Genomic DNA, 19,933 nt, shown 5'->3' on the forward strand with positions numbered 1-19,933 from the left:
GCCTACGATCCTGACCATGCCCGATCGTCCCGTCACCAAACTCGACAAGTCCGCCGTGCTCTCCGGCCTTTTCGCGGTGTGGGACGACATCGACGCCCTGCTGGCCGGGCTGTCCGCAGCGCAATGGCGGGCGGCGAGTCCGCTGCCTGGATGGGACGTCAAAGCACTGGTGGCCCACATGATCGGTACCGAGTCGTTCCTTGCCGGCATCGCCGCACCCCAGCCCGATATCGACGTCTCGACGCTAGAGCACGTCCGCAATGACGTCGGGGTGATGAACGAGTGCTGGGTTCGCCATCTGAGTGCGCACGCCGATGCCGACGTTCTGGAGAGCTTCAGGGCGATCACCACCGATCGGCGTGAAGCGCTGACGAGCCTGCCGGGCGCGGAGTGGGACGCGGTGACGATGACTCCCACCGGCCCGGACTCCTATGGCCGGTTCATGCGGATCCGGGTGTTCGACTGCTGGATGCACGAACAAGACATCCGCGTTGCGTTGGAGCGGCCGCCGTCCGATGACGAGCTGGCCGGCCCCGCAGCGTCGCTCGCCCTCGACGAGATCGCCGCCACCATGGGCTACGTCGTCGGCAAGCTGGCCAAGGCGCCCGAGGGTTCACGCATCCAGTTCGACCTCAGCGGCCCGCTGGCACGCACCATCCGGGTCAGCGTCGACGGGCGGGCCGCGGTGGTCGACGACTTCGGCGGCCGGGAACCGACCGCGACCATCCGCCTGGACGGGCTGCAGTTCACCAGGCTCACCGGTGGCCGCCCGATGTGTCCGACCCGCACCCAGGACATTCAGCGCGACGGCGACCGAAACCTTGCGACGCAAATCGTCGAGCACCTCAATTTCGTTATCTAAGTAGGGGTTTGGCGCCGGGTCAATTCGGTGCGAGCGAGAACTCGTCAAAGCGACATATGTCACACCTCCGCATCGGAGGTGTCCTGGCCCCCGGTGAATGGGTAGCCGAACGAGAAGAGCGCACCGTGCGCACACACCAAATCGTCTACGCCAGGAGGCCATACGAATGACTGCACCCGATACCTCGAGATTGCTCGCGCAACTGCGAACGCTGCTCGACCTGACCAATACCGAAATCCAGATCGCGGAGACCCGCGTCGCCCAGGCGCGCACCGAGGCGGTGCGCCGGGAGCTCTCCCAGAACGCCGGAAAAGGCCGTGACCGCGGACAAGCCATCGAGTCCGCGATCCGGGACCTGGGGGGCTACCCGGACGTGATCGGTCCGTTCCTGGGTCGCGCCGCCGCGGCGGTCAAGGCTCTGACCGAGCAGGCCGAGCCCTTCGATGAGGCGCTCCTGGGGGACCTCGCGCTCGAGGACCAGCTACTGGACCGCGCGCGTTACACCAAAGCGCTGGCCGTCGCCGCGGACCGCCAGGACATCGTCGCTCTCGCCGACCGCTTGATCACCGCCCACGCGGCAACCGTGGACTGGCTGACCACCGTGCTTGCCGAGGATGCGCTCGGCGGCCCGGCGGCGCTGCGTCGGACCCCGATCCAGATGGCCGCAGGCACGGCGGTGAAGCTGGTCAACCTGCCGGTCGCTTGGTCCGCCCGTGGGGTGGATCGCGCCGTTGACGCGCTGCGTTCCACCGGCCCGGCGATCAACGACCTCGTCAAGCGCGGGGGCAACGCCAGTGAGATCGCCGCGAAGGCGCTGTCCGCGTCGCAGAGCGCCGCGTTGCGGGCCGCGGAAAGGGTCACCCGCTCCGAAGGTGCGGACCGGGCGGCAGACGCACTGCACTCCAGCCGTGCCACGGTCGGCGTCCTGGACGAGTCCGAGTTGCCCATCCGGAACTACGACGACCTCAACGTCACCGACGCCGTGGCCGCGATCAAGGAGCTCACCACCGCCGACGACGTGCGCGTCATCATCGCTTATGAAGAGGCGCACAAGAACCGGCAGCGCATCGTCTCCGCCGCGCAGACCCGTGTCGCAGCCATCGCCCAAGAGGTGGTCGGAATCAGCTAGCGGATCGCCAACGCAGACGAGTACCCCCGGCGCCGTGACGTCGGGGGTACTCGGCTTTCCGGGGCGGAAGATATTTGCGTTGCCGCTGGTTGATAGTTGGGTACCATTGATATTCCTGCCGAAAGTCGGCGGGGTGCGAGGGGCTGAAAGGTTTCGACTTCGCGCATCGAATCAAGGGAAGCGTGCCGGTGCAGGCAACTGACCACCGTAAGCGTCGTTGCAAACAGATAAGCGCCGATTCACATCAGCGCGACTACGCTCTCGCTGCCTAAGCGACAGCTAGTCCGTCAGCCCGGGAAAGCCCTCGACCCGGACCCTGGCGTCAGCTAGAGGGATCCACCGATGAGTCCGGTCGCGGGACTCATCGGGACACCAACAGCGACTGGGATCGTCATCCTGGCTTGTTCGCGTGACCAGGAGATCCGAGTAGAGGCATAGCGAACTGCGCACGGAGAAGTCTTGAGGGAATGCCGTAGGACCCGGGTTCGATTCCCGGCAGCTCCACAAAAGAACATGCAGTTCGGGGGATGTTTTCATTCCAGGATTCGGCCCCCCGCGCGCTGACCACGGCGGCCGCCAACGGATGGGCTCAGCACGGCACGGCATCCGGTTGAACGCGGTGTGCCCCTTCGGGCCGACCGACGTCCAGCGCGAAATGATCGGAACGGAGTGGGACAACTACACCAGGACCGCCGAAGCGTCAACGATGAAACGGGGCGCCGATCCCGACTCCGAGATCGCGCCAGCAGTGGCATTCCTCGCCAGCGACAATGCGGCGTTCGTCACGGGCACCGTGCCGCACATCGACGCTGGCGTGACCGAACTCTCAACCGTCGACTACTTGAAGTCGCCGGGCGACTTCAAGTAGTCACCGTCAGCGCCGGGCGCCTGGCAGGACCACGGTCGCATGTCCCGGCGTAGTGCTGGTGCCGTTCTGGTCGACGACGTCGATGGTGAGATGGACGAGCGCGTCACCGTCGACAATCTCCTTAGCGGCGACCTCGCCGACGGCGCGCAGCCGATCTCCCTTCTGGTTGATCCCCTTGTACTTCACTGTCAGCGAACGGATCTCACCGTCATCGCCAATCCACGCGCGCAGCATGTTGGTCAGGTACGCCAACCTCAGGTTTCCCATACCGAACGCGCCGCTCTCGTTGCCCGCGGCCCGGCCGGCCTCGTCGTCCATGTGGATGGGGATGAACTCGTCGTTGACCGCGGCGTACCGATTCCACTCTCCGAAGCCCGTGGTGCGGACGAACTCCGGCAGCTGATCGCCGACTTGGATGGCGTCGATATCAACGGTCATGACAGCTCCTACAGTGCAATTCCGAGGACTTTGGTGTCCAGATACTCAGAGATGCCGGCCCTGGCGCCCTCGCGCCCCAGACCGCTCTCCTTGATCCCCCCGAACGGCACCGCCGCCGACGTCGGGTTGATGTCGTTGACGCCGATCATTCCGAAGTCCAGGGCTTCGGCAACCCGGATGGCCCGGCTGATATCGCGTGTGTAGATGTAACCGGCGAGTCCATAGGTGGTGGAGTTGGCCAACCTCACGGCTTCCTCTTCGTCGTCGAAGACCAGAACAGGCGCGATCGGCCCGAATGTCTCCTCCTCGCAGATCAGCATGTTCGGTGTTACGCCCGAGAGTATCGTCGGTGTGAAGAAGCAACCGTTGTCGAAGCCAGGACCGGTGAGACGTTCACCGCCCGAAATGATTTGGGCCCCCTTATCCTTGGCATCAGCGACTTGGCGCTCCATCTTGCCGATGGCGGCTTCATCGATGAGTGGACCAAGGGTCGTGCCCTTGGCCAGTCCGTCTCCCGGCACGAGCTTTTCGACTCGTGCGCGCAGCGTCCCGACAAACGCTTCGGCAATCGAGCGGTGCACGATGAAACGGTTCGGGCAGATGCAGGCCTGACCGGTGTTGAGGAACTTCACCAGAGCCGCGCCCTTGGCGGCGTGCTCGGGGTCGGCGTCGTCGAACACCAGGAACGGCGCGTGGCCGCCCAACTCCATCGAAACCCGTTTCATCGTCGATCCGGCACGGGACGCGATCATCTTGCCGATCTCGGTTGACCCCGTGAAGCTGATCTTGCGAACCGCGGGGTCCGAGAGGATCTGGTCGGCCACGGGCACGGGGTCTGAACACGTGACGAGGTTGGCGACGCCAGGCGGCACGCCCGCGTCGGCGAGCACCCGGAACGTCTCGATCGCGCACAGCGGGGTTTGTTCGGCGGGTTTCAGGACCGATGTACAACCGGCCGCCAGGGCCGGGGCGACCTTGCGGGTGATCATCGAGATTGGGTAGTTCCACGGGGTGATCGCCGCGCACACTCCGACCGGCTGCTGCAGCACTATGAAGCGCTGTCCTGCGCGAGCCGACGGGATGACTTCTCCATAAACCCTTTTCGCCTCCTCGGCGAACCACAGCAGGAAGTCCGCGGCGTAACCGACCTCCGTGCGCGCCATCCGCAACGGTTTGCCCTGCTCCTTGGTCATCAGCGTCGCCAACTCGTCCTGCCGTTCGAGCATGATCCGGTGAGCGTTGACGAGGACGTCAGCCCGCTCGTATGCGGTGCGACTGCGCCATGCGGGTAGCGCCGCCACCGCGGCGTCGATGGCCTGACGAGCGTCGGCGCGACTGCCGTCGGGCACACTGCCGAGCACCGTGCCCGTGGCCGGGTTGGTGCTGTCGAACTGGTTGCCCGACAACGCGGATCGCCATCCACCGTCGATGTACACGAGCGGTCTCCTTTGAGTTCAGTATCGAATCACGGTATCGATGCGAGTGCGCACGAGATCTCCGTGTTGGTTGTGCAGCTCGCGTTCAAGCTTCAGATAGAGCATCCGTCCCAGCCGGCCGTCACGTTCGGTGGCGTCCTGGACCCGCCACCGGCTGGAGATGACGTCGCCCGGACGCATGGGTCGTCCGAACACGAATTCGACCCCGCCGTTGAGCATCCGCTGCCCCGGCTCGCCGGGTTGGGGCAGCGCGTACCGGGCTGGGCCCACGTCGAGCGGTTCGATCGGCCAGGCGAACGGGTTGAAGTCATCGGGAGCGATGATGCCGCCCCAGCGGGTCGTACGGGCATACTCCTCGTCCCAGAAGAGGCGAGGCGGCTGCTCCGGCCAGTAGGTCGCGATCGCCCACCTACGGATGTCGGACCGGTCGATGGGGAACGACGGGGCGCCCTGGTCATGCCAGACTCCGATGACCGAGCGGAGACGGTCGGTGATCATCGTCGACACATCATCTCCTTGACGTGGTCGATGGGACGCAGGCCGTGCGCCGACGGCAGGAACAGTCAATAGCATCAGTCGACATCGCGGCCTTTCCGTTGCTCGGCTATGGTCAATCAAACATTATCTGTCATATTGTTCTGGCGACAGTTTGCGGCCACCCGCCGTGACGAGCCGAGAGGACCCACGATGCCGCTCGCCGCACAGGACGTTATCGACATCGAGCATCTGATCTGCAGATACAACTTCGCATTCGACAGCGGTGACGCGACCGCGTTCGCAGATTGCTTCATCGAAGACTGCAGGTTCACCGTCGCCGGTGAGCAGGTCGCGAGCGGATCCGACAGTTTAGCGGCGTACGTCGAGTCGACGAAGACACCGGGCCAGCTTCGCCACGTGGTGACTTCGATCTTGCTAGACCGGGACACGACGCAGGCTTCAAACAGGTGCTATTGCACGGTCTTCTCGTCGAATCCCGTTGCGGGCAGCCATGTTCTGGCGCAGGGCGGTTATCAGGATCTGCTAACCAAGCACGCAGACGGCTGGCGGTTCACCCGAGCGTCGCTTCGCGCCGGTCCCGACGTGACAACAGAGGTGTCGCGATGATCGAGGTCGGTAAGCAGTGGCATGTGAATCATGTGGTTGACGACTACCGCGGTGTCACCGATTGGTACCGCAATGTGTTCGGCGCGGAAGATGTCTTTGCCGACGAGTGGCTCGACGCCGAGAAGCGGTGGGCCTCGATGGTCGCGATCGGCGATCTGGCGGTCGACGTCATGGAACCGACGCCCGAGGGTGCCGGGCTTCCGCTCGGCAAGTTCCTGGCCAGATTCGGGTCGCATCTGCACGCCTCCGCGTATTTCGTGGACAGTCCGCCCGCGGACATCTACGATGCGCTCAGTGAAATCGGGGTGCGTTGTTTCGGACTTGCGGGTTCGGGTCGCGAAGCGCTGGTCGCCCGGCCTATGAGTCCGGTGTTCACCCACCCGAAAGACACGGCCGGCCAGCTCGAGTTCATGCCGTTCAGCGACGCCAGGCCGGGTCCGCTCGGCGTCCCGGGGAGATGGGACGACCCGCGGTTTCACCCGGGCTGGACGAACGAAAGGTGGCGGTGTCATCCGTTGGCGATCACCGGGTGGCGGGTCGGCGTCGTGGTGGACGACCTCGAGCGGGCCACTGCGGTTTACCGCGCTCTCGGGGCGAGCATCGGCGGCGACGACGACGTCGCCGGTACGCGCCGGCGGCGACTTCGCCTCGGCGCCAACACCACCATCGAACTCGTCAAACCGATCGCGGCAGACACTGTGGCGGCACGGGACTTGGCGGCCAATGGCGAGATCATCCATTCGTGCATCTTTGAAAGCAGCGACCTCGCCTCGGCGGAGTCACATCTGACCGACTGCGGAGTCGTCATCGCTGAGCGCGCGGCGGGTCGGCTCATCGCCGATCCGCAATCGTGTCACGGTGCGGTGATCGAGATTGCCGCGGCCGCCTGACTTCGCCAACGGAGAGGAAGACACTGTGTCCGCGCCCGGATTGCGTCCGCTCTGTCATGTCGATTACGAACTCGCCGAGCCGATTGCAGTCTCGGCTGGGCCTTCGGGTAGCCGAACGATCGGGGAGGTGGTCGGCGCACGTTTCGAGGGCGAGCGCTTGAAGGCCTCGCTGAAAGGACGCGCCGCCGCTGACTGGGCTTTCGTCGAGCCGTCCGGCAGAGTGCTCGTCGACGCTCGGCTAACACTTGAGACTGATGACGGTGCAACGATATTCGTCAGTTATCTGGGTCGTATGGACGCGCGTACGGGAGTGGTGTTCTCGTCGATGTACTTCGAGACCGGCGACGATCGGTATGCGTGGCTGACGAGGGTGCTCGGTGTCGCGAAAGGGGCATTCCGCGGCGACAGCCTCCAATACGAGGTTTACGAAGCCGTATGACTGACAGACATCAGGCCTGGCGCGGCGAATCGGTTCGGGCCGTTTGAGCTTCATCGCGAATCTGATTGCGGAGGATGAACTTCTGCACCTTCTGGGTTGCGGTCCGGGTGTTGTGACGGCGGACACGAGTGTGATGGGAATAGCCGGCAGAACGACACATTCGGCAAAGATAAACTTGATGACTTGTTAGCACGAGAGCGACGTTCTACGCTGGCCACTGTCGACACGTCACCTGAGGAGCGTCGTGACCGGAATCCGCGTCCGAAACGTCCCGTCAGGGTTGGCGCGACGCTACGAGGACGAAGGATGGTGGACGCCCGACACCCTGGGGGATCTCCTGGCGCGAGGGCTCAAAGACAACCCACAGGTCACCTTCCGGGTCCACTCCACGCAGCGGCCGTACTCCGGCACCTTCGGCGACGTGGAAGCGCTGGCCCGCAGGCTGGCTTCGGGGCTTCGGGCGCGGGGCGTCGGGCCGGGCGACGTTGTGGCTTTTCAACTGCCGAACTGGGTGGAGGCGGCCGCGACTTTCTGGGCATCGGCATTCCTGGGTGCGGTGGTCGTCCCAATCGTCCACTTCTACGGCCCAAAGGAACTGCGGTACATCCTGTCGAACGTCAAGCCACGGGTTTTCATCGGCGCCGGGCGTTTCGGGCGCATGGCCTACGACCCGGACATCTGTGCCGGGGTGCCGACCGTCGGGGTGGTGGGCACTAGCTTCGATGCGCTTCTGGATGCCCAGCCGATGGTCGGCACGATGGCGGTCGATCCAGGAAGTCCTGCATTGATCGCATTCACCTCGGGAACCACCGGCGACCCCAAAGGCGTGATCCACAGCCATCAGACGCTGGGTTTCGAGACCCGCCAACTATTGGCGAACTACGTGCCCAACCGCGGCCGCCAACTCACGGCCGCGCCCGTCGGGCACTTCATCGGCATGCTCAGCGCGTTCCTGACGCCGGTCATCGAAGGCGCACCAATCGATCTCTCCGATGTCTGGGACGCCGACCGGGCGATCGACCTGATGGAATCCGACGGCGTGGCACTCGGTGGTGGACCTCCGTACTTCGTCACCAGCCTGCTCGACCACCCCCGGTTCAGCGCCGAACACCTCCGGCACATCAAGCGCATCGGCTTGGGCGGATCCACTGTCCCGGCTGCCGTCACCCGGCGCCTCGCCCGCCTCGGCATCCTCATCACCCGCTACTACGGCAGCAGCGAACATCCGTCGATAACCGGTTCGCATTTCACCGCGCCGGAGGACAAGCGGCTTCTCACCGACGGCAATCCGCTTTTGGGAGTGGAACTTCGGTTGGCGGAGGACGGCGAAATACTGAGCCGCGGACCGGATTTGTTTGTCGGCTACACCGACCCGGCGCTCAACGCCCGGGCTTTCGACGACGACGGGTGGTATCACACCGGTGATATCGGCATCCTCGACGACGACGGCTACCTGACCATCACCGACCGCAAGTCCGACATCATCATCCGCGGCGGCGAGAACGTCAGCGCGCTGGAGGTCGAGGAGGTATTGCTTGGCCTGCCGGCGGTCGCGGAGGCGGTCGTCGTGGCCGCGCCCGATGCGCGACTCGGCGAGCACACCGCGGCAATGTTGCGTATTCGGCCCGGACATTCCATGCCGACGCTGAGCGCGGTCCGCGACCACTTCGAGCGCGCCGGGGTGGCCAAGCAGAAATGGCCCGAGGAGCTGCGCGAGGTGGGCGACTATCCGCGCACCGCGAGCGGGAAGGTGCAGAAATATCTTGTACGCCAGGCGCTTTGGGAGGGACGTGACGAATCGGGGGACGAACGCCCGGACATGACAGGCCGTTCTACTTCGACCACGGGAGTCATCGGTGACCATTCTCGCTGAGCGGCGAACATATGTCGCCGGCCGGTGGATCACGGGCGACGACGTGGTCAGCGTCGAAAATCCCGCCGACGAGAGCCACGTCGCGGACGTCACTGTCACACCGCTGGACGAGGTGCGGCGCGCCGTCGTCGAGGCACGCCGCAGTTTCGACGCTGGTGTGTGGAGCGAGACGCCCGTTGGTGAACGGGCCCGAGTGCTGCGCGCCTTCATCGACCATGTCGAGGCCGCCCGCGACATTTTGGTCCCGACCCTCGTGGCCGAGGCCGGCCAGCCGACCTTCTTCGCCGAGATGACGCAGTTGCGTGCCGGAGCCGCGATCGGCCGCCAGACCATCGACCTGTTCCTGTCGATGTCACACGAGGAAGCCAGCCCTGTGCCCGTCGACGACTTGGTGCGCGGCAGAGTCGCGCTGAGCATTCGGCGCCACGAACCGGTCGGGGTCGTGGCCGCGATCACGCCTTATAACGCCGCGCTGATCATGGGCTTTCAGAAGCTCATTCCCGCGCTGATTGCGGGCAACTCGGTGATCCTGCGGCCCAGCCCGCTCACCCCGATCTCGTCGTTGATCTTCGGTGCGGCCGCCGATGCGACGGGCCTGCCGCCGGGTGTGCTCAGCGTGGTTGTCGAGTCGGGCATCGCCGGCGCGGAGTTGCTGACGAGCGATCCGGCGGTCGACATGGTGTCGTTTACCGGTTCGACCCTGGCGGGCCGCAAGATTCTTGCCCAGGCGGCACCGACCATCAAACGTGTGTCACTGGAACTCGGCGGCAAGTCAGCACAGATTTACCTGCCGGACGCCGTGCATCGCGCCGCCGCCGGCGCGGCGACCGTCGTCATGGGCACGGCCGGACAAGCCTGTGTGGCAGCCACCAGAATGCTTGTGCCGCAAGATCGCAAGGCGGAGGTCCTCGACGCGGTGAGCGCGGCCTACCAGGCCATCAAGGTGGGCGCGCCCACCGACCAGTCGACCACTATGGGCCCGGTCATCAGCGCCGCCCAGCGCGAGAAATGCGAGCGGTACGTCAAGCTGGCAGAAGAGCACGGCGGCAAAGTGTTCAGTGGCGGCGGGCGCCCCGCCGGTCTGGATCGCGGCTACTACTTCGAGCCCACAGTGCTGGACCTGCCGAACAACGCCAACCCTGCTGCCCAGGAAGAGATCTTCGGCCCGATCATCGGCGTGCTCGGCTATCGCGATGTCGACGACGCGGTGGCCATCGCCAACGACAGCGTCTATGGGCTGTCCGGTCAGGTGTACGGGGTCGATGCCGCGGCGGCGGTGGATGTGGCGCGCCGGTTGCGCACCGGGGCGGTCAATGTCAACACCAGCGTGTTCTCCGCGTACGCACCGAGCGGGGGCTACAAGCAAAGCGGTTTGGGCCGCGAACGCGGCCCGGACGGGATTCGCGAATTCCAGGAGGTCAAGCACATGTCGATCGGAGAATTGAAGTGAGCGAATACGATCTGAACTGGTTGATCTCAGTCGACGACCACATCCTCGAGCCGCCGAACCTGTGGATCGACCGCGTGGCCTCGAAGGACCGAGACCGCGCGCCGCACATGGAGATCGATGACACCGGCATGGACTTCTGGGTTTATGACGGCAAGCGGATGCCAAGCTCGGGTTTGAGCGCCGTCGTCGGCAAGTCCAAGGAGGAGTTCAGCCCCGAACCGCTGGCGTACTCGGACATGAGGCCAGGGTGTTACGACGCCAAGGCGCGCATCGAAGACATGGACCGCTCGGGTGTGCTTGCTTCGCTGTGCTTTCCGACGATCACGCGTTTCTGCGGGCAGCTGTTCATGGAGGCCAGTGACCGCGAGTTCGGCTTCGAATGCCTGCAGCACTACAACGACTGGCTCGTCGAGGAGTGGTGCGGGGCCGCCCCCGGGCGTTACATCCCGCTGATGCTGATCCCGATGTGGGACCCGAAGCTGGCCGTCAAGGAGATGGAGCGCATGGCGGCCAAGGGCGTGACGACGTTCGCCTTCTCCGAGAATCCGGAACCGCTGGGGTTGCCCACGATTCACGATCCCAACGGCTACTGGGAGCCGGTGATGGCAGCGGCCAACGAGCTCGACTTAGTCGCGAGCATGCATGTGGGGTCGTCGTCCACGCTGCCCAAGATCTGCAATGACGCACCGTTCATGGCCAACCTCACCTGGGGCGCCTCGCGCACGTCGGGAACCATGCTGTCCTGGCTCTTCAGCGGACTGTTCCAGCGTTACCCGAATTTGAAGATCGCGCTGTCGGAGGGCGAGGTCGGCTGGATGCCCTACTTCCTCGAACGCGCCGAGCAGGTGCTCGACAAGCAGCGGTACTGGGTGAAGCGCGGGCAGACGTTCATGGGCCACGCAGGAAATGGGGCCGACCTCGACACCCTCGACATCCGACAGTCCTTCCGCGATCACGTCTTCGGCTGCATCATCGAGGACCACCACGCGGTCAAGAGCTTGGACGAGATCGGCGAGGACAACATCATGTGTGAGACCGACTACCCGCACTCGGACTCCACCTGGCCCGACTGCATCGATGTCGCCCGCAACACCATGAAGGATCTCCCTGAGAAGCTGCAATACAAGCTGTTGCGCGGCAACGCCGAACGGCTGTACCGGTTTACGCCGGCCGAGCCACCCGTCTTGGCGAGCGCCTGATGGCTGGCGTGCTGGACGGCAAGAGCGCCATCGTCACCGGCGCGGGTTCCGGCGTGGGTAGGGCGTCGGCATTGCGATTCGCCGAGGAAGGCGCTTTGGTGGTCGCAGCCGACATCGACGCCGGGCATGCGAAAGACACTGTGCGCGAGATCGAGTCGGCCGGCGGGACCGCCACCGCCGTCGGGACCGACGTGTCGGATGAGCAGCAGGTCCAGGCGATGATCGCGGCGGCGGTTGACCAGTACGGTCGGCTCGACATCCTGTTCAACAACGTCGGTATACCGACGCCACGACTCGGCATGGCGTTCGAGGACCACTCGCTCGAAGACTTCAACCACCTGGTCGCGGTCAACCTCGGTGGGGTGTTCCTCGGGTGCAAGTACGCAGTGCTGCGCTTCAAGGAACAAGGTGACGGCGGCGTCATCCTCAACACCGCTTCGGTGGCAGGGCTGGTGGGGTGGGGCGGAACGGTCTATGGCGCCACCAAAGGTGGGGTCATCCAACTCACCCGGGGAGTCGCGATTGAGGTGGCTCCCTTCGGAATTCGCGCCAACGCCATCTGCCCGGCTGCCATGCCGATGACCGGTTTCATGGCCGCCGGCGGCCTGCAGGTCGACGCCGAGCAGCAGGCTGAGATCGCCAAAGCCGTCGGCGGGCAGCACCCGCTCGGGCGCGCCATCACGGCCGAGGATTGCGCCGAGGCAGCGTTGTATTTGGTCTCGGACGCCGCACGCAACGTCACCGGAGTGGCGCTGCCGGTCGACGGTGGGTTCGTGGCCCGATGACCGCGCCCGCGCTGGACCGCGACCGACTGCGCGAGCTGTTCGACCTACGCAGCTCCTACAACGCTTGGGCCGGTGGCGCTTACGAGCAGGATCCGTATCCGATCTGGCACCGACTGCGCGAAGAGGGTCCGGTGCTGCCCGGCGTCTTGCACGAACTCACCGGCAGCACCGACACGATGTTCTTCCACGGGCTGCCCTATCCGGACAGCCCGCATTTCACCGTGTTCGACTACGAATCGTGCATGACCGTCTACCGCAATCCGAAGGTCTTCGCCTCGTCTCCGGAGCCCGTCGACCTAGAGAGCGGTCCGCTGGGCCTGCTCAACAGCATGCTCTCGATGAACGGGGAGCAGCACAAGCGCTATCGCGCCCTGGTCCAACCGTCGTTCCTGCCGGCGAACGGGAAGTGGTGGATCGACAATTGGATCACCGAGACGGTGGACCTGCTTATCGACGGGTTCGTGCGCGACGGGCACGCCGAACTCAACGTCGACTTTTGCGCGGCCATCCCGGTGCTCACCATCACCGGTAGTTTCGGAGTGCCCGTCGAGCGAGCGCTCGACATCCGAGAGGCGCTTGCGCGGGATCCGCAGAAGGTAGTCGAAATACTCACGCCGGTCGTCGCGGCCCGCCGAGAGGAGCCCCGCGACGACCTGATCAGCATCCTCGTCCACGCCGAGCTGACCGACGAGAACGGTGCCACCGACCGACTCACCGATCGTGAGATCGATTCGTTCGTACTGCTGCTGCTAGGCGCGGGCTCGGGCACCACATGGAAACAAATGGGCATCACAATCACAACGCTGTTGCAGCGGCCCGAAGTCTTGGAGGCGGTGCGGACCGACCGGCAACTGCTCCGTCCTGCCATCGAGGAGTCAGTCCGGTGGATGCCTACCGATCCGATGTTCTCTCGCTGGGTCATGGCCGACACCGAGCTTGGTGGCGTCGAAATCCCGTCGGGGTCCGTAGTGCATCTCGCGCTCGGTGCCGCCAACAGGGATCCGGCCCGATGGGACCGCCCCGATGAATACGACATCACCCGAAAGTTCAGGCCGTCGTTGGGATTCGGGCAGGGCGCACACATCTGTCTCGGCATGCACGTGGCGCGCGCCGAGATGAACATTGCGATCTCGGCGCTATTGGACCGGCTGCCGAACCTGCGTTTGGATCCCGACGCCGAGCCGCCCCGCTTCGTCGGTATGTACGAGCGCGGTGCGACCGCGATACCCGTCCTCTTCGATACACCGTGAGGTCAACGATGTCGGAGTCCGATTACGTGCCGCCAGATCTGTCCCTGATCGGCGAAGACCGCATCCGCGCCTGTCGGGAATCCAGTGGCGAGGTCGCCTACATCTGGAACGGCGTTCCCACATTGCTTCTCACCGCGACCGGTCGTCGCACCGGCCGGCAACGCACCTCGGCACTGATTTTCGGCCGCGACGGTGACGACTATGTGCTGGTGGCGTCCAAAGGAGGTCGGCCCAACCATGCGGCGTGGTACCTGAATGAATCTGCAAGCCAACGCGGCGGCCAGGATTCAGGTCAAGGGCGACGAGCTGGCGGTGTGGCGCGTACCGCGTCGGCCCAGGAAAAGCCGCGCCTCTGGAAGATCATGACCGACATGTGGCCGAACTACGACGTCTACCAAGCACGGACCGACCGCGACATTCCCGTCGTCGTACTCACACCGACATGACAGGCCCCGCTAGCATTTCTCCGGTGTCACGGGCTGAGGAACGGGCCGCCGAGCGGTCAGCGGCCGTGCAACGGTCGCGCGCTCGCATCGCCAACCAGGTGCGGCTGATGCTCGACGCCGCCCTGCGCCTCATTCGGGAGAAGGGCGACGACGGTTTCACCACTCAAGATTTGGTCAAAGAGGCCGGCGTGGCGCTGCAGACGTTCTACCGCTACTTCGCCAGCAAGGACGAACTGCTGCTGGCGGTGATGGCCCACGCGATGACCGCCGCGTGCACAGGTTGGGCCGAGGCGGCCCAACAGCTTCCCGATCCCGTTGCGCGGCTGCGCTTCTACGTCACCAACATCATCGACCTGCTCGACAGCGAGGGTGGCGGCGGTGGCACCGCCCGGTTCATCGTGTCCACGCATTGGCGGCTGCACCGCGTGTTCCCCGAAGAACTCGCCGAGGCGGAACAGCCGTTCGTCGACCTGCTCCTCGACGAAATCAATGCAGGGGTGGAGGCCGGGCAGCTCGCACCCGCCAACCCGAAATGGGCGGCCTGGTTCACCACTGAACTGGTTCGGTCCGTGTACCACTACTACGCCTACGCGCCGCGAGAAGCCGACGTCCGAGAACAGCTGTGGCAGTTCTGCCTTAACGCCCTCGGCGGGGTCCGGTAGTCATGCCGCACGCGAAACCTGACGAGCCGCCCAGCGGCGGAGGCGGGCGGTGGCCTACGGCAGGCGATATCTTCCGCTCCGTGCAGTGGGGAGACATGGAGGTCGGCTACCCGACCGCCGGTCCGGTGGATTGCACGCAGCTATACCAACTGGGCGGACTTCCCGGCGGTGTCTGCACCTGCCCGCACTACGGCTACATCTGCGAGGGGTCGATCCGTGCGACCTATCCGAACACCGACTGGGCCGACGAGGTGGCAATGGCCGGCGAGATGTATTTCTTTCCGGCCGGACACATTCTGATCTATCCCGAACCAACCAGGGCGCTCGAACTGAATCCGGCCTTCACGCTACAGCCGCGCATGGACGCGATGCAGCGGGCGGGCCAGAGGATGGCCGAATAGTGTTGCGCGCAATTCCGGTCGGCACGGGCGTACCCGAGACCAGTGCAACGCGCCCGCCGTCCGAGTTCGACGAAGCGCTGCCAGAGTTTTCGGACGAATACGCCGAGACCGAATACCTACTCGAGGGCACGGCAAGCAGTTACCAAGGGCCCGCTTTCGGGCCGCCCCGGGTGGTCGGCAGCGGGCATCGCTACGTCACCCGGGTCCTGGCCCGCTATCCAAAAGAGTTGGCCCGCTTCAGCGGTCGGGTCATCATCGAGCCGTTCAACACGACCTACGGGATCGACCGGGATGCCCTGTGGCTGCACGTCAGCGACCTGCTGCAAGCACAGGGCGATGCTTGGATCGGAATCAGCGAACGCGCTTGGTCGGCCAAAGAACTCCGGCGCCGCAACCCGCAGCGCTACGCCGACCTCGACATCCCGAGCAACGACGTTGCGTGGGAACTGCTGAGCGTGATCGGCACGGCTGTCAAGCAGGGCGGCGAGCACAGCCCGTTACGCCACTTGCCGGTCCGGCACGTCTATCTCGGCGGTTACTCGCAAAGTGGTGCCGACGTCGCTACTTTCGCTGCGGCGTTCGGTGTGCTGACCCGAACCGCCGACGGACGCCCCACCTACGACGGCTATTTCCCCGCCTCCCACGCGGCAAGTTTCACACCGCTGGCTATCGGGGAAGGTCTGCCCTGTTTCGAATACGCCCCGATGCCACCGGTAGGGGTACCTGTCATCGAGGTCCAACCGCAAAGCGACGTGGAGGGATTCACCTCCGAGGAGTTCGTCAACCCCGGAAGCGCCTCGGTGCGGCGTGCGGACAGCGATGCCGCCGAGGACCGGTTCCGGCTGTACGAAATCGCGGGGGCACCGCACGCGGCCAAGATCGTCGGCTGTGACGGGGACGGCTCGAGCTTTCCGTCGTCTCCTTTTGTTCGTGCCGCATTGCGCAGCTTATTCCGTTGGGCCGAGAATGATGTCACGCCGCCGAAGGCACCGCGGATCGTCCTGGACATCGATGACACGGTGGCCAAGGCCGCCATCGACTCCTTCGGTAACGCGCTCGGGGGCGTGCCCTCACCGTTCCTCGAGGTGCCGATCGCGTGCTACGAAGCCCACTCGACGCCGGGCCCGGTGTGCATGCTGGCCGGCCGGGAGGCGCCGTTGCCGTACGAGGTGTTGGTCACCCGGTACGGAGACTTGCAGACGTATCTCGCCGAGTTCGCCCTCAGCCTCGACGCGACCATCCGGGCGGGCTTTCTCCTCGAGGACGACCGCGTCGCCATCCTGGAAGCCCAGACCGCCAAAGCGAGAGCGGCATTCGCCGCGGTCGCGGCCGGGAGGCACTAGATGGACCTGACCGCGTCTTCCCCTTTCCAAGGGCTGCGCGTTGTCGAGTTGGCGCAGTGGGTGTTCGTCCCGGCAGCCGGTGCGCTCCTGGCCGACTGGGGCGCCGACGTCATCCGCATCGAAGGCCTGGAAGGCGACCCGTACCGAGGACTGGCGACGCAGGGCATCGGCACCGACCGCGACGGCGTGAATTTGTCGATGGCGCTGGCGAATCGCGGCAAGCGTTCGATCGCGCTGAACCTACGCGACGAGGCCGGGTTGGCGGTGCTGCATGAACTGCTTGCGTCCGCGGATGTGTTCCTCACCAGCTTGCGCCCCGGCGCGCTGAGCCGGCTGGGACTCGGTGCGGAAACGCTGCGCGAGCGGTATCCCGGCCTGATCTACGCACGGGGCCATGGCTTTGGCGTGCGCGGACCGGACGCCAATAAGCCCGGTTACGACAGCTCGGCGTTTTGGTCGCGTGGGGGAGTGGGCCACATCCTAACCCCGCCTGAACGGGACTACCCCATCAGCCAACGGGGCGCGATGGGCGACCGAAACGGCGCCATGGCACTGGCTTTCGGCATCGCGGCCGCCCTGCTCAAGCGAGCCAAGACGGGCGCCGGGTCGATCGTCGACGTGTCGCTGCTGGCTACCGCGATGTGGACACTGTCGTCCGACCTGCTCGCGGTGCTCAACGGCGGAGCGGCCGTTCCGATGGATGGCCGCGGTCCACAGGTCAATCCGTTGGTTGGCAACTACCGGACAAAGGACGGCCGCCACGTCCAACTGATGTTCCTGCAGGGTGACCGGTATTGGCCGGAATTCTGCCGGGTGATCGGGCGCGATGACCTCATTGATGACCCGCGGTTCGCCGACCTGGCCGCGCGCCGGTCGAACAGCGACGCCTGTGTGGCCGAACTCGATTCGGTGTTCGCCCGCCACACTCTTGCCGAATGGAAGGAGCTGCTTGCCAAGCTGGATGCGCCGTGGGCGCCTGTGCAGTCCATCCAGGAGGTAGTCGCGGACCCGCAGGTGGCCGCCAACGGATACGTGGGTGAGGTCAGGCTCGATGACGGCCAGGCCTACCGGTTGCCTGCGGTTCCGGTGCAGTTGGACGAGCAGGCGCCGCCGTTGCGACGCGCTCCCGAGCACGGCGAGCACACCGAGGCGGTTCTGTTGGAACTCGGCTACGACTGGGACCGGATCTCGGAACTGGCGGCCGCGGGGGTGATCCTGTGACGCAGCGACCGGTGCCGGTCCCTGACGAGTCGTCGGCGCCCTTCTGGTCGGCTGCGGCCGAGCATGTGCTCACGGTTGCCCGTTGCGCACAGTGCGGTAAGTTCGCCGTGCCCCCCGACGTGGTGTGTCCGCATTGCGGCACAACCGATCCCGGATTCGTATTCGCACCGGTCAGCGGCCGCGGCACCGTCCGGTCGTGGACCGTGGTGCGCCAAGCGTTCCTGGCGGGCTTTGAGGACGACCTGCCATTTGTGCTCGTCGACGTGGAACTCGTTGAGCAGCAAGAGCTCCGACTGATCGGCCGGTTGCTCGACGGCGTCGGCGCGGAGCTGCACGCGGGTGACCCAGTGATGGTCGGCTTCGAAGACCTCGCACCTGGCGTTGCCGTCCCCGCATTCGAGCTAACGTGAGCGGCCGCTTCGCGGCGAGCAACAGGGTCGCCATCGTCGGCTACGCGCACAGCCAGGTGTGGCGCCGCGCCGATCGGCCGCTGGGCGCGTTAGCCGTCGAGACCGCCCGGGCCGCGATCGCCGACGCGGGGTTGCGCGTGGAGCAGCTCGACGGGTTCGTCAGCTCGAGCTTGCTGCCGAGCGCGGGGGGTCAGGGCGCCGACGACGGCGTCAGCATCGTCTCGTCGGCCTGGCTCGCCCGGCACCTCGGCGTAGATCCGTGCTTCGTCGCGGGATTCGACGGCATCGGCCAGGTCACCGGTTCGGTTGCGATGGCGGTCAATGCGGTGGCCAGCGGCGCCGCGGATTACGTGCTGTTGCACCGCGCGCTGCATAACCCCGCGGGCAAGTACCACGCGAACCCCATGCTGCAGGCCCGCGGGCCGCAGCAATGGACAGCGCCGCAAGGTTTTTTCGGGCCGCTGGCCATGATCGCCCTGCCTTACACCGAGTACCTGCAGCGCTTCGGCGCGCGCCGGGAGTCGATGGCGGCCGTGGTGGTGGAGGCGCGCAAGAACGGCGCGCGGATTCCATGGTCCTGTTGGCATGACCGGCCGCTGAGTACGGACGAATATCTCGCGGCACCAATGCTTTTCGATCCCGTCTGCCGCTACGATTGTGACATGCCGGTCGACGGTGTGGCCGCATTCGTGTTCACCTCCGCCGAACGCGCGCAAGACCTGCCCCACCCGCCCGTGTATGTCGCCGGCTACGCCGCCGGCACTCCGGTCCGCCACCGGCTCCCGTTGCACTGGCCGCTGGACGACATCGTCGACGGCGGTGCGCAGATGGCTCGGCGGCTATGGGCACACGCGGGCATCACCGCGGCCGATGTCGACCTGCCCCAGGTTTACGACGGCTTCTCGCTGTTCGTCTGGTTATGGCTGGAGATTCTCGGCCTCTGCCCGCCCGGCGAGGCGCATCGCTTCGTCGCGGACGGCGGCATCGACAGCGATCGCCCCCAGGCCATCCCCGCGCTCTCGGGTGGCGGCGCGCTCGGCAACGGACGTATGCACGGGATACCGCAGATGCTCGAGTGTTACTTGCAGCTGGCGGGGCGAGCCGGTAACCGGCAGCGCGGCCGCGCGAGAATCGGGCTGGCTTGCCATTCCTCGCCGCATTTGGGCGGCGCGGTCACCTATAGCGCGGAGCCATTTTGAGAGTCATCCCGGTCGAATGCACCCGGGATGTGACGCGGACGTGAGCCTTCAGGGCAGCGAATACGTCGTCAAGCGGGACATTGCCAATTGGGAGCTATGCCCGAGCGGGGCGGCCCGTCCCTGACATCAGATCTACCGGTTCTGTCCACTCGACAAAGATGGTTTGGTGTCATGGGCGGAGAACTCATGCCTGTGAAATCGCGGTCATCGGCACGGTTCTAGGCTGAATCGCAGGCGAGCACAAATCGCCAGCAATTCCAATCGCAGCGACCGAGTCCGGTTATAGCAGGGTTAGTACGGCGAGAACGGTGTTGCGATCTTGCGGCCTGCCGAGACGCCGACGTACTACTCGCCGCGTCGTTTTGTGCCCAGCTAAGCCGGCCGCCCCTTGCCCGGTAAGTCTAGATCAACTTTACATGTCATGTATTATTGTTCCGCCATGACCCCGGTAGCGATGTGCGGTTTTGGTCTGTGCGTCACAAAGAGAACGCGAGCGGTGCTCAGACATGATGACTTTCGGGGCAGGCA

At 65.4% G+C, this 19,933-nt stretch carries 21 protein-coding genes and 1 other RNA gene; 19 read left to right on the plus strand and 3 right to left on the minus strand.

What is annotated here, in order from left to right; translation table 11 throughout:
- Positions 1-16: 16 nt before the first annotated feature.
- The 4 genes from AC5Y4F_RS08785 (at position 17) to AC5Y4F_RS08800 (ending at position 2,859) form a co-directional block, all read left to right on the plus strand.
- Positions 17-862 (plus strand): maleylpyruvate isomerase family mycothiol-dependent enzyme, encoded by an 846-nt coding sequence (locus AC5Y4F_RS08785; protein WP_499996026.1) that lies wholly within the window; start codon positions 17-19, stop codon positions 860-862.
- Positions 863-1,028: 166 nt separating this feature from the next.
- Complete coding sequence (locus tag AC5Y4F_RS08790) at positions 1,029-1,991, plus strand: ferritin-like domain-containing protein (RefSeq protein WP_499996027.1); 963 nt, start codon at positions 1,029-1,031, stop codon at positions 1,989-1,991.
- Between the two features lie 139 nt (positions 1,992-2,130).
- Positions 2,131-2,498: a transfer-messenger RNA gene (gene ssrA, locus AC5Y4F_RS08795) on the plus strand.
- Between the two features lie 76 nt (positions 2,499-2,574).
- Complete coding sequence (locus AC5Y4F_RS08800; protein ID WP_499996029.1) at positions 2,575-2,859, plus strand: SDR family oxidoreductase; 285 nt, start codon at positions 2,575-2,577, stop codon at positions 2,857-2,859.
- 6 nt (positions 2,860-2,865) lie between these two features.
- Here AC5Y4F_RS08800 and AC5Y4F_RS08805 read toward each other — a convergent pair whose 3' ends face one another.
- The 3 genes from AC5Y4F_RS08805 to AC5Y4F_RS08815 are packed head-to-tail and all read right to left on the minus strand — an operon-like array spanning position 2,866 to position 5,231.
- Complete coding sequence (locus AC5Y4F_RS08805; protein WP_499996031.1) at positions 2,866-3,297, minus strand: hotdog family protein; 432 nt, start codon at positions 3,295-3,297, stop codon at positions 2,866-2,868.
- An 8-nt stretch (positions 3,298-3,305) separates the two neighbouring features.
- The gene (locus AC5Y4F_RS08810) at positions 3,306-4,733 is read right to left on the minus strand and encodes an NAD-dependent succinate-semialdehyde dehydrogenase (RefSeq protein ID WP_499996033.1); all 1,428 of its coding nucleotides are present in this window, start codon (positions 4,731-4,733) and stop codon (positions 3,306-3,308) included.
- Positions 4,734-4,751: 18 nt separating this feature from the next.
- Positions 4,752-5,231: an FAS1-like dehydratase domain-containing protein gene (locus tag AC5Y4F_RS08815; RefSeq protein WP_499996407.1), complete on the minus strand. Its 480-nt coding sequence runs from the start codon at positions 5,229-5,231 to the stop codon at positions 4,752-4,754.
- 189 nt (positions 5,232-5,420) lie between these two features.
- Between AC5Y4F_RS08815 and AC5Y4F_RS08820 the strand changes: the two genes are divergently transcribed.
- The 15 genes from AC5Y4F_RS08820 to AC5Y4F_RS08890 all read left to right on the plus strand — a co-directional run bounded on the left by AC5Y4F_RS08820 (position 5,421) and on the right by AC5Y4F_RS08890 (position 19,405).
- A complete protein-coding gene (locus tag AC5Y4F_RS08820) occupies positions 5,421-5,837 on the plus strand; it encodes a nuclear transport factor 2 family protein (RefSeq protein ID WP_499996034.1) in 417 nt (138 codons plus the stop codon).
- Positions 5,834-6,727 carry a VOC family protein gene (locus AC5Y4F_RS08825; RefSeq protein ID WP_499996036.1) on the plus strand — a complete coding sequence of 298 codons (894 nt, stop codon included), beginning with the start codon at positions 5,834-5,836 and terminating at the stop codon, positions 6,725-6,727. The genes AC5Y4F_RS08820 and AC5Y4F_RS08825 overlap by 4 nt, the downstream gene beginning before the upstream one ends.
- Before the next feature lie 25 nt (positions 6,728-6,752).
- Positions 6,753-7,166, plus strand: coding sequence for a DUF3237 domain-containing protein (locus tag AC5Y4F_RS08830; protein ID WP_499996037.1), 414 nt, complete (start codon positions 6,753-6,755; stop codon positions 7,164-7,166).
- Between the two features lie 244 nt (positions 7,167-7,410).
- Positions 7,411-9,039, plus strand: coding sequence for an AMP-binding protein (locus AC5Y4F_RS08835; RefSeq protein WP_499996039.1), 1,629 nt, complete (start codon positions 7,411-7,413; stop codon positions 9,037-9,039).
- Positions 9,023-10,489, plus strand: coding sequence for an aldehyde dehydrogenase family protein (locus AC5Y4F_RS08840; RefSeq protein WP_499996040.1), 1,467 nt, complete (start codon positions 9,023-9,025; stop codon positions 10,487-10,489). Before AC5Y4F_RS08835 ends, AC5Y4F_RS08840 begins: the two co-directional genes overlap by 17 nt.
- Positions 10,486-11,688: an amidohydrolase family protein gene (locus AC5Y4F_RS08845; RefSeq protein ID WP_499996041.1), complete on the plus strand. Its 1,203-nt coding sequence runs from the start codon at positions 10,486-10,488 to the stop codon at positions 11,686-11,688. The genes AC5Y4F_RS08840 and AC5Y4F_RS08845 overlap by 4 nt, the downstream gene beginning before the upstream one ends.
- On the plus strand, positions 11,688-12,473 hold the full coding sequence (locus AC5Y4F_RS08850; RefSeq protein ID WP_499996042.1) for an SDR family NAD(P)-dependent oxidoreductase: 786 nt from the start codon (positions 11,688-11,690) through the stop codon (positions 12,471-12,473). The genes AC5Y4F_RS08845 and AC5Y4F_RS08850 overlap by 1 nt, the downstream gene beginning before the upstream one ends.
- Positions 12,470-13,723, plus strand: a complete 1,254-nt coding sequence (locus tag AC5Y4F_RS08855; protein ID WP_499996044.1) for a cytochrome P450 — start codon at positions 12,470-12,472, stop codon at positions 13,721-13,723. Before AC5Y4F_RS08850 ends, AC5Y4F_RS08855 begins: the two co-directional genes overlap by 4 nt.
- Positions 13,724-13,731: 8 nt before the next feature.
- The gene (locus AC5Y4F_RS08860) at positions 13,732-14,169 is read left to right on the plus strand and encodes a nitroreductase family deazaflavin-dependent oxidoreductase (RefSeq protein WP_499996046.1); all 438 of its coding nucleotides are present in this window, start codon (positions 13,732-13,734) and stop codon (positions 14,167-14,169) included.
- Positions 14,170-14,234: 65 nt separating this feature from the next.
- Complete coding sequence (locus tag AC5Y4F_RS08865) at positions 14,235-14,831, plus strand: TetR/AcrR family transcriptional regulator (RefSeq protein ID WP_499996409.1); 597 nt, start codon at positions 14,235-14,237, stop codon at positions 14,829-14,831.
- A 95-nt stretch (positions 14,832-14,926) separates the two neighbouring features.
- Positions 14,927-15,232 carry a cupin domain-containing protein gene (locus AC5Y4F_RS08870; RefSeq protein WP_499996412.1) on the plus strand — a complete coding sequence of 102 codons (306 nt, stop codon included), beginning with the start codon at positions 14,927-14,929 and terminating at the stop codon, positions 15,230-15,232.
- A complete protein-coding gene (locus AC5Y4F_RS08875; RefSeq protein WP_499996049.1) occupies positions 15,232-16,575 on the plus strand; it encodes an alpha/beta hydrolase domain-containing protein in 1,344 nt (447 codons plus the stop codon). The genes AC5Y4F_RS08870 and AC5Y4F_RS08875 overlap by 1 nt, the downstream gene beginning before the upstream one ends.
- Positions 16,576-17,796, plus strand: coding sequence for a CaiB/BaiF CoA transferase family protein (locus AC5Y4F_RS08880; protein WP_499996052.1), 1,221 nt, complete (start codon positions 16,576-16,578; stop codon positions 17,794-17,796).
- Positions 17,793-18,206 carry a Zn-ribbon domain-containing OB-fold protein gene (locus AC5Y4F_RS08885; RefSeq protein ID WP_499996056.1) on the plus strand — a complete coding sequence of 138 codons (414 nt, stop codon included), beginning with the start codon at positions 17,793-17,795 and terminating at the stop codon, positions 18,204-18,206. The genes AC5Y4F_RS08880 and AC5Y4F_RS08885 overlap by 4 nt, the downstream gene beginning before the upstream one ends.
- On the plus strand, positions 18,203-19,405 hold the full coding sequence (locus AC5Y4F_RS08890; protein WP_499996059.1) for a thiolase family protein: 1,203 nt from the start codon (positions 18,203-18,205) through the stop codon (positions 19,403-19,405). The genes AC5Y4F_RS08885 and AC5Y4F_RS08890 overlap by 4 nt, the downstream gene beginning before the upstream one ends.
- Positions 19,406-19,933 lie beyond the last annotated feature (528 nt).

The organism is Mycobacterium sp. NGS56, assembly GCF_059812425.1.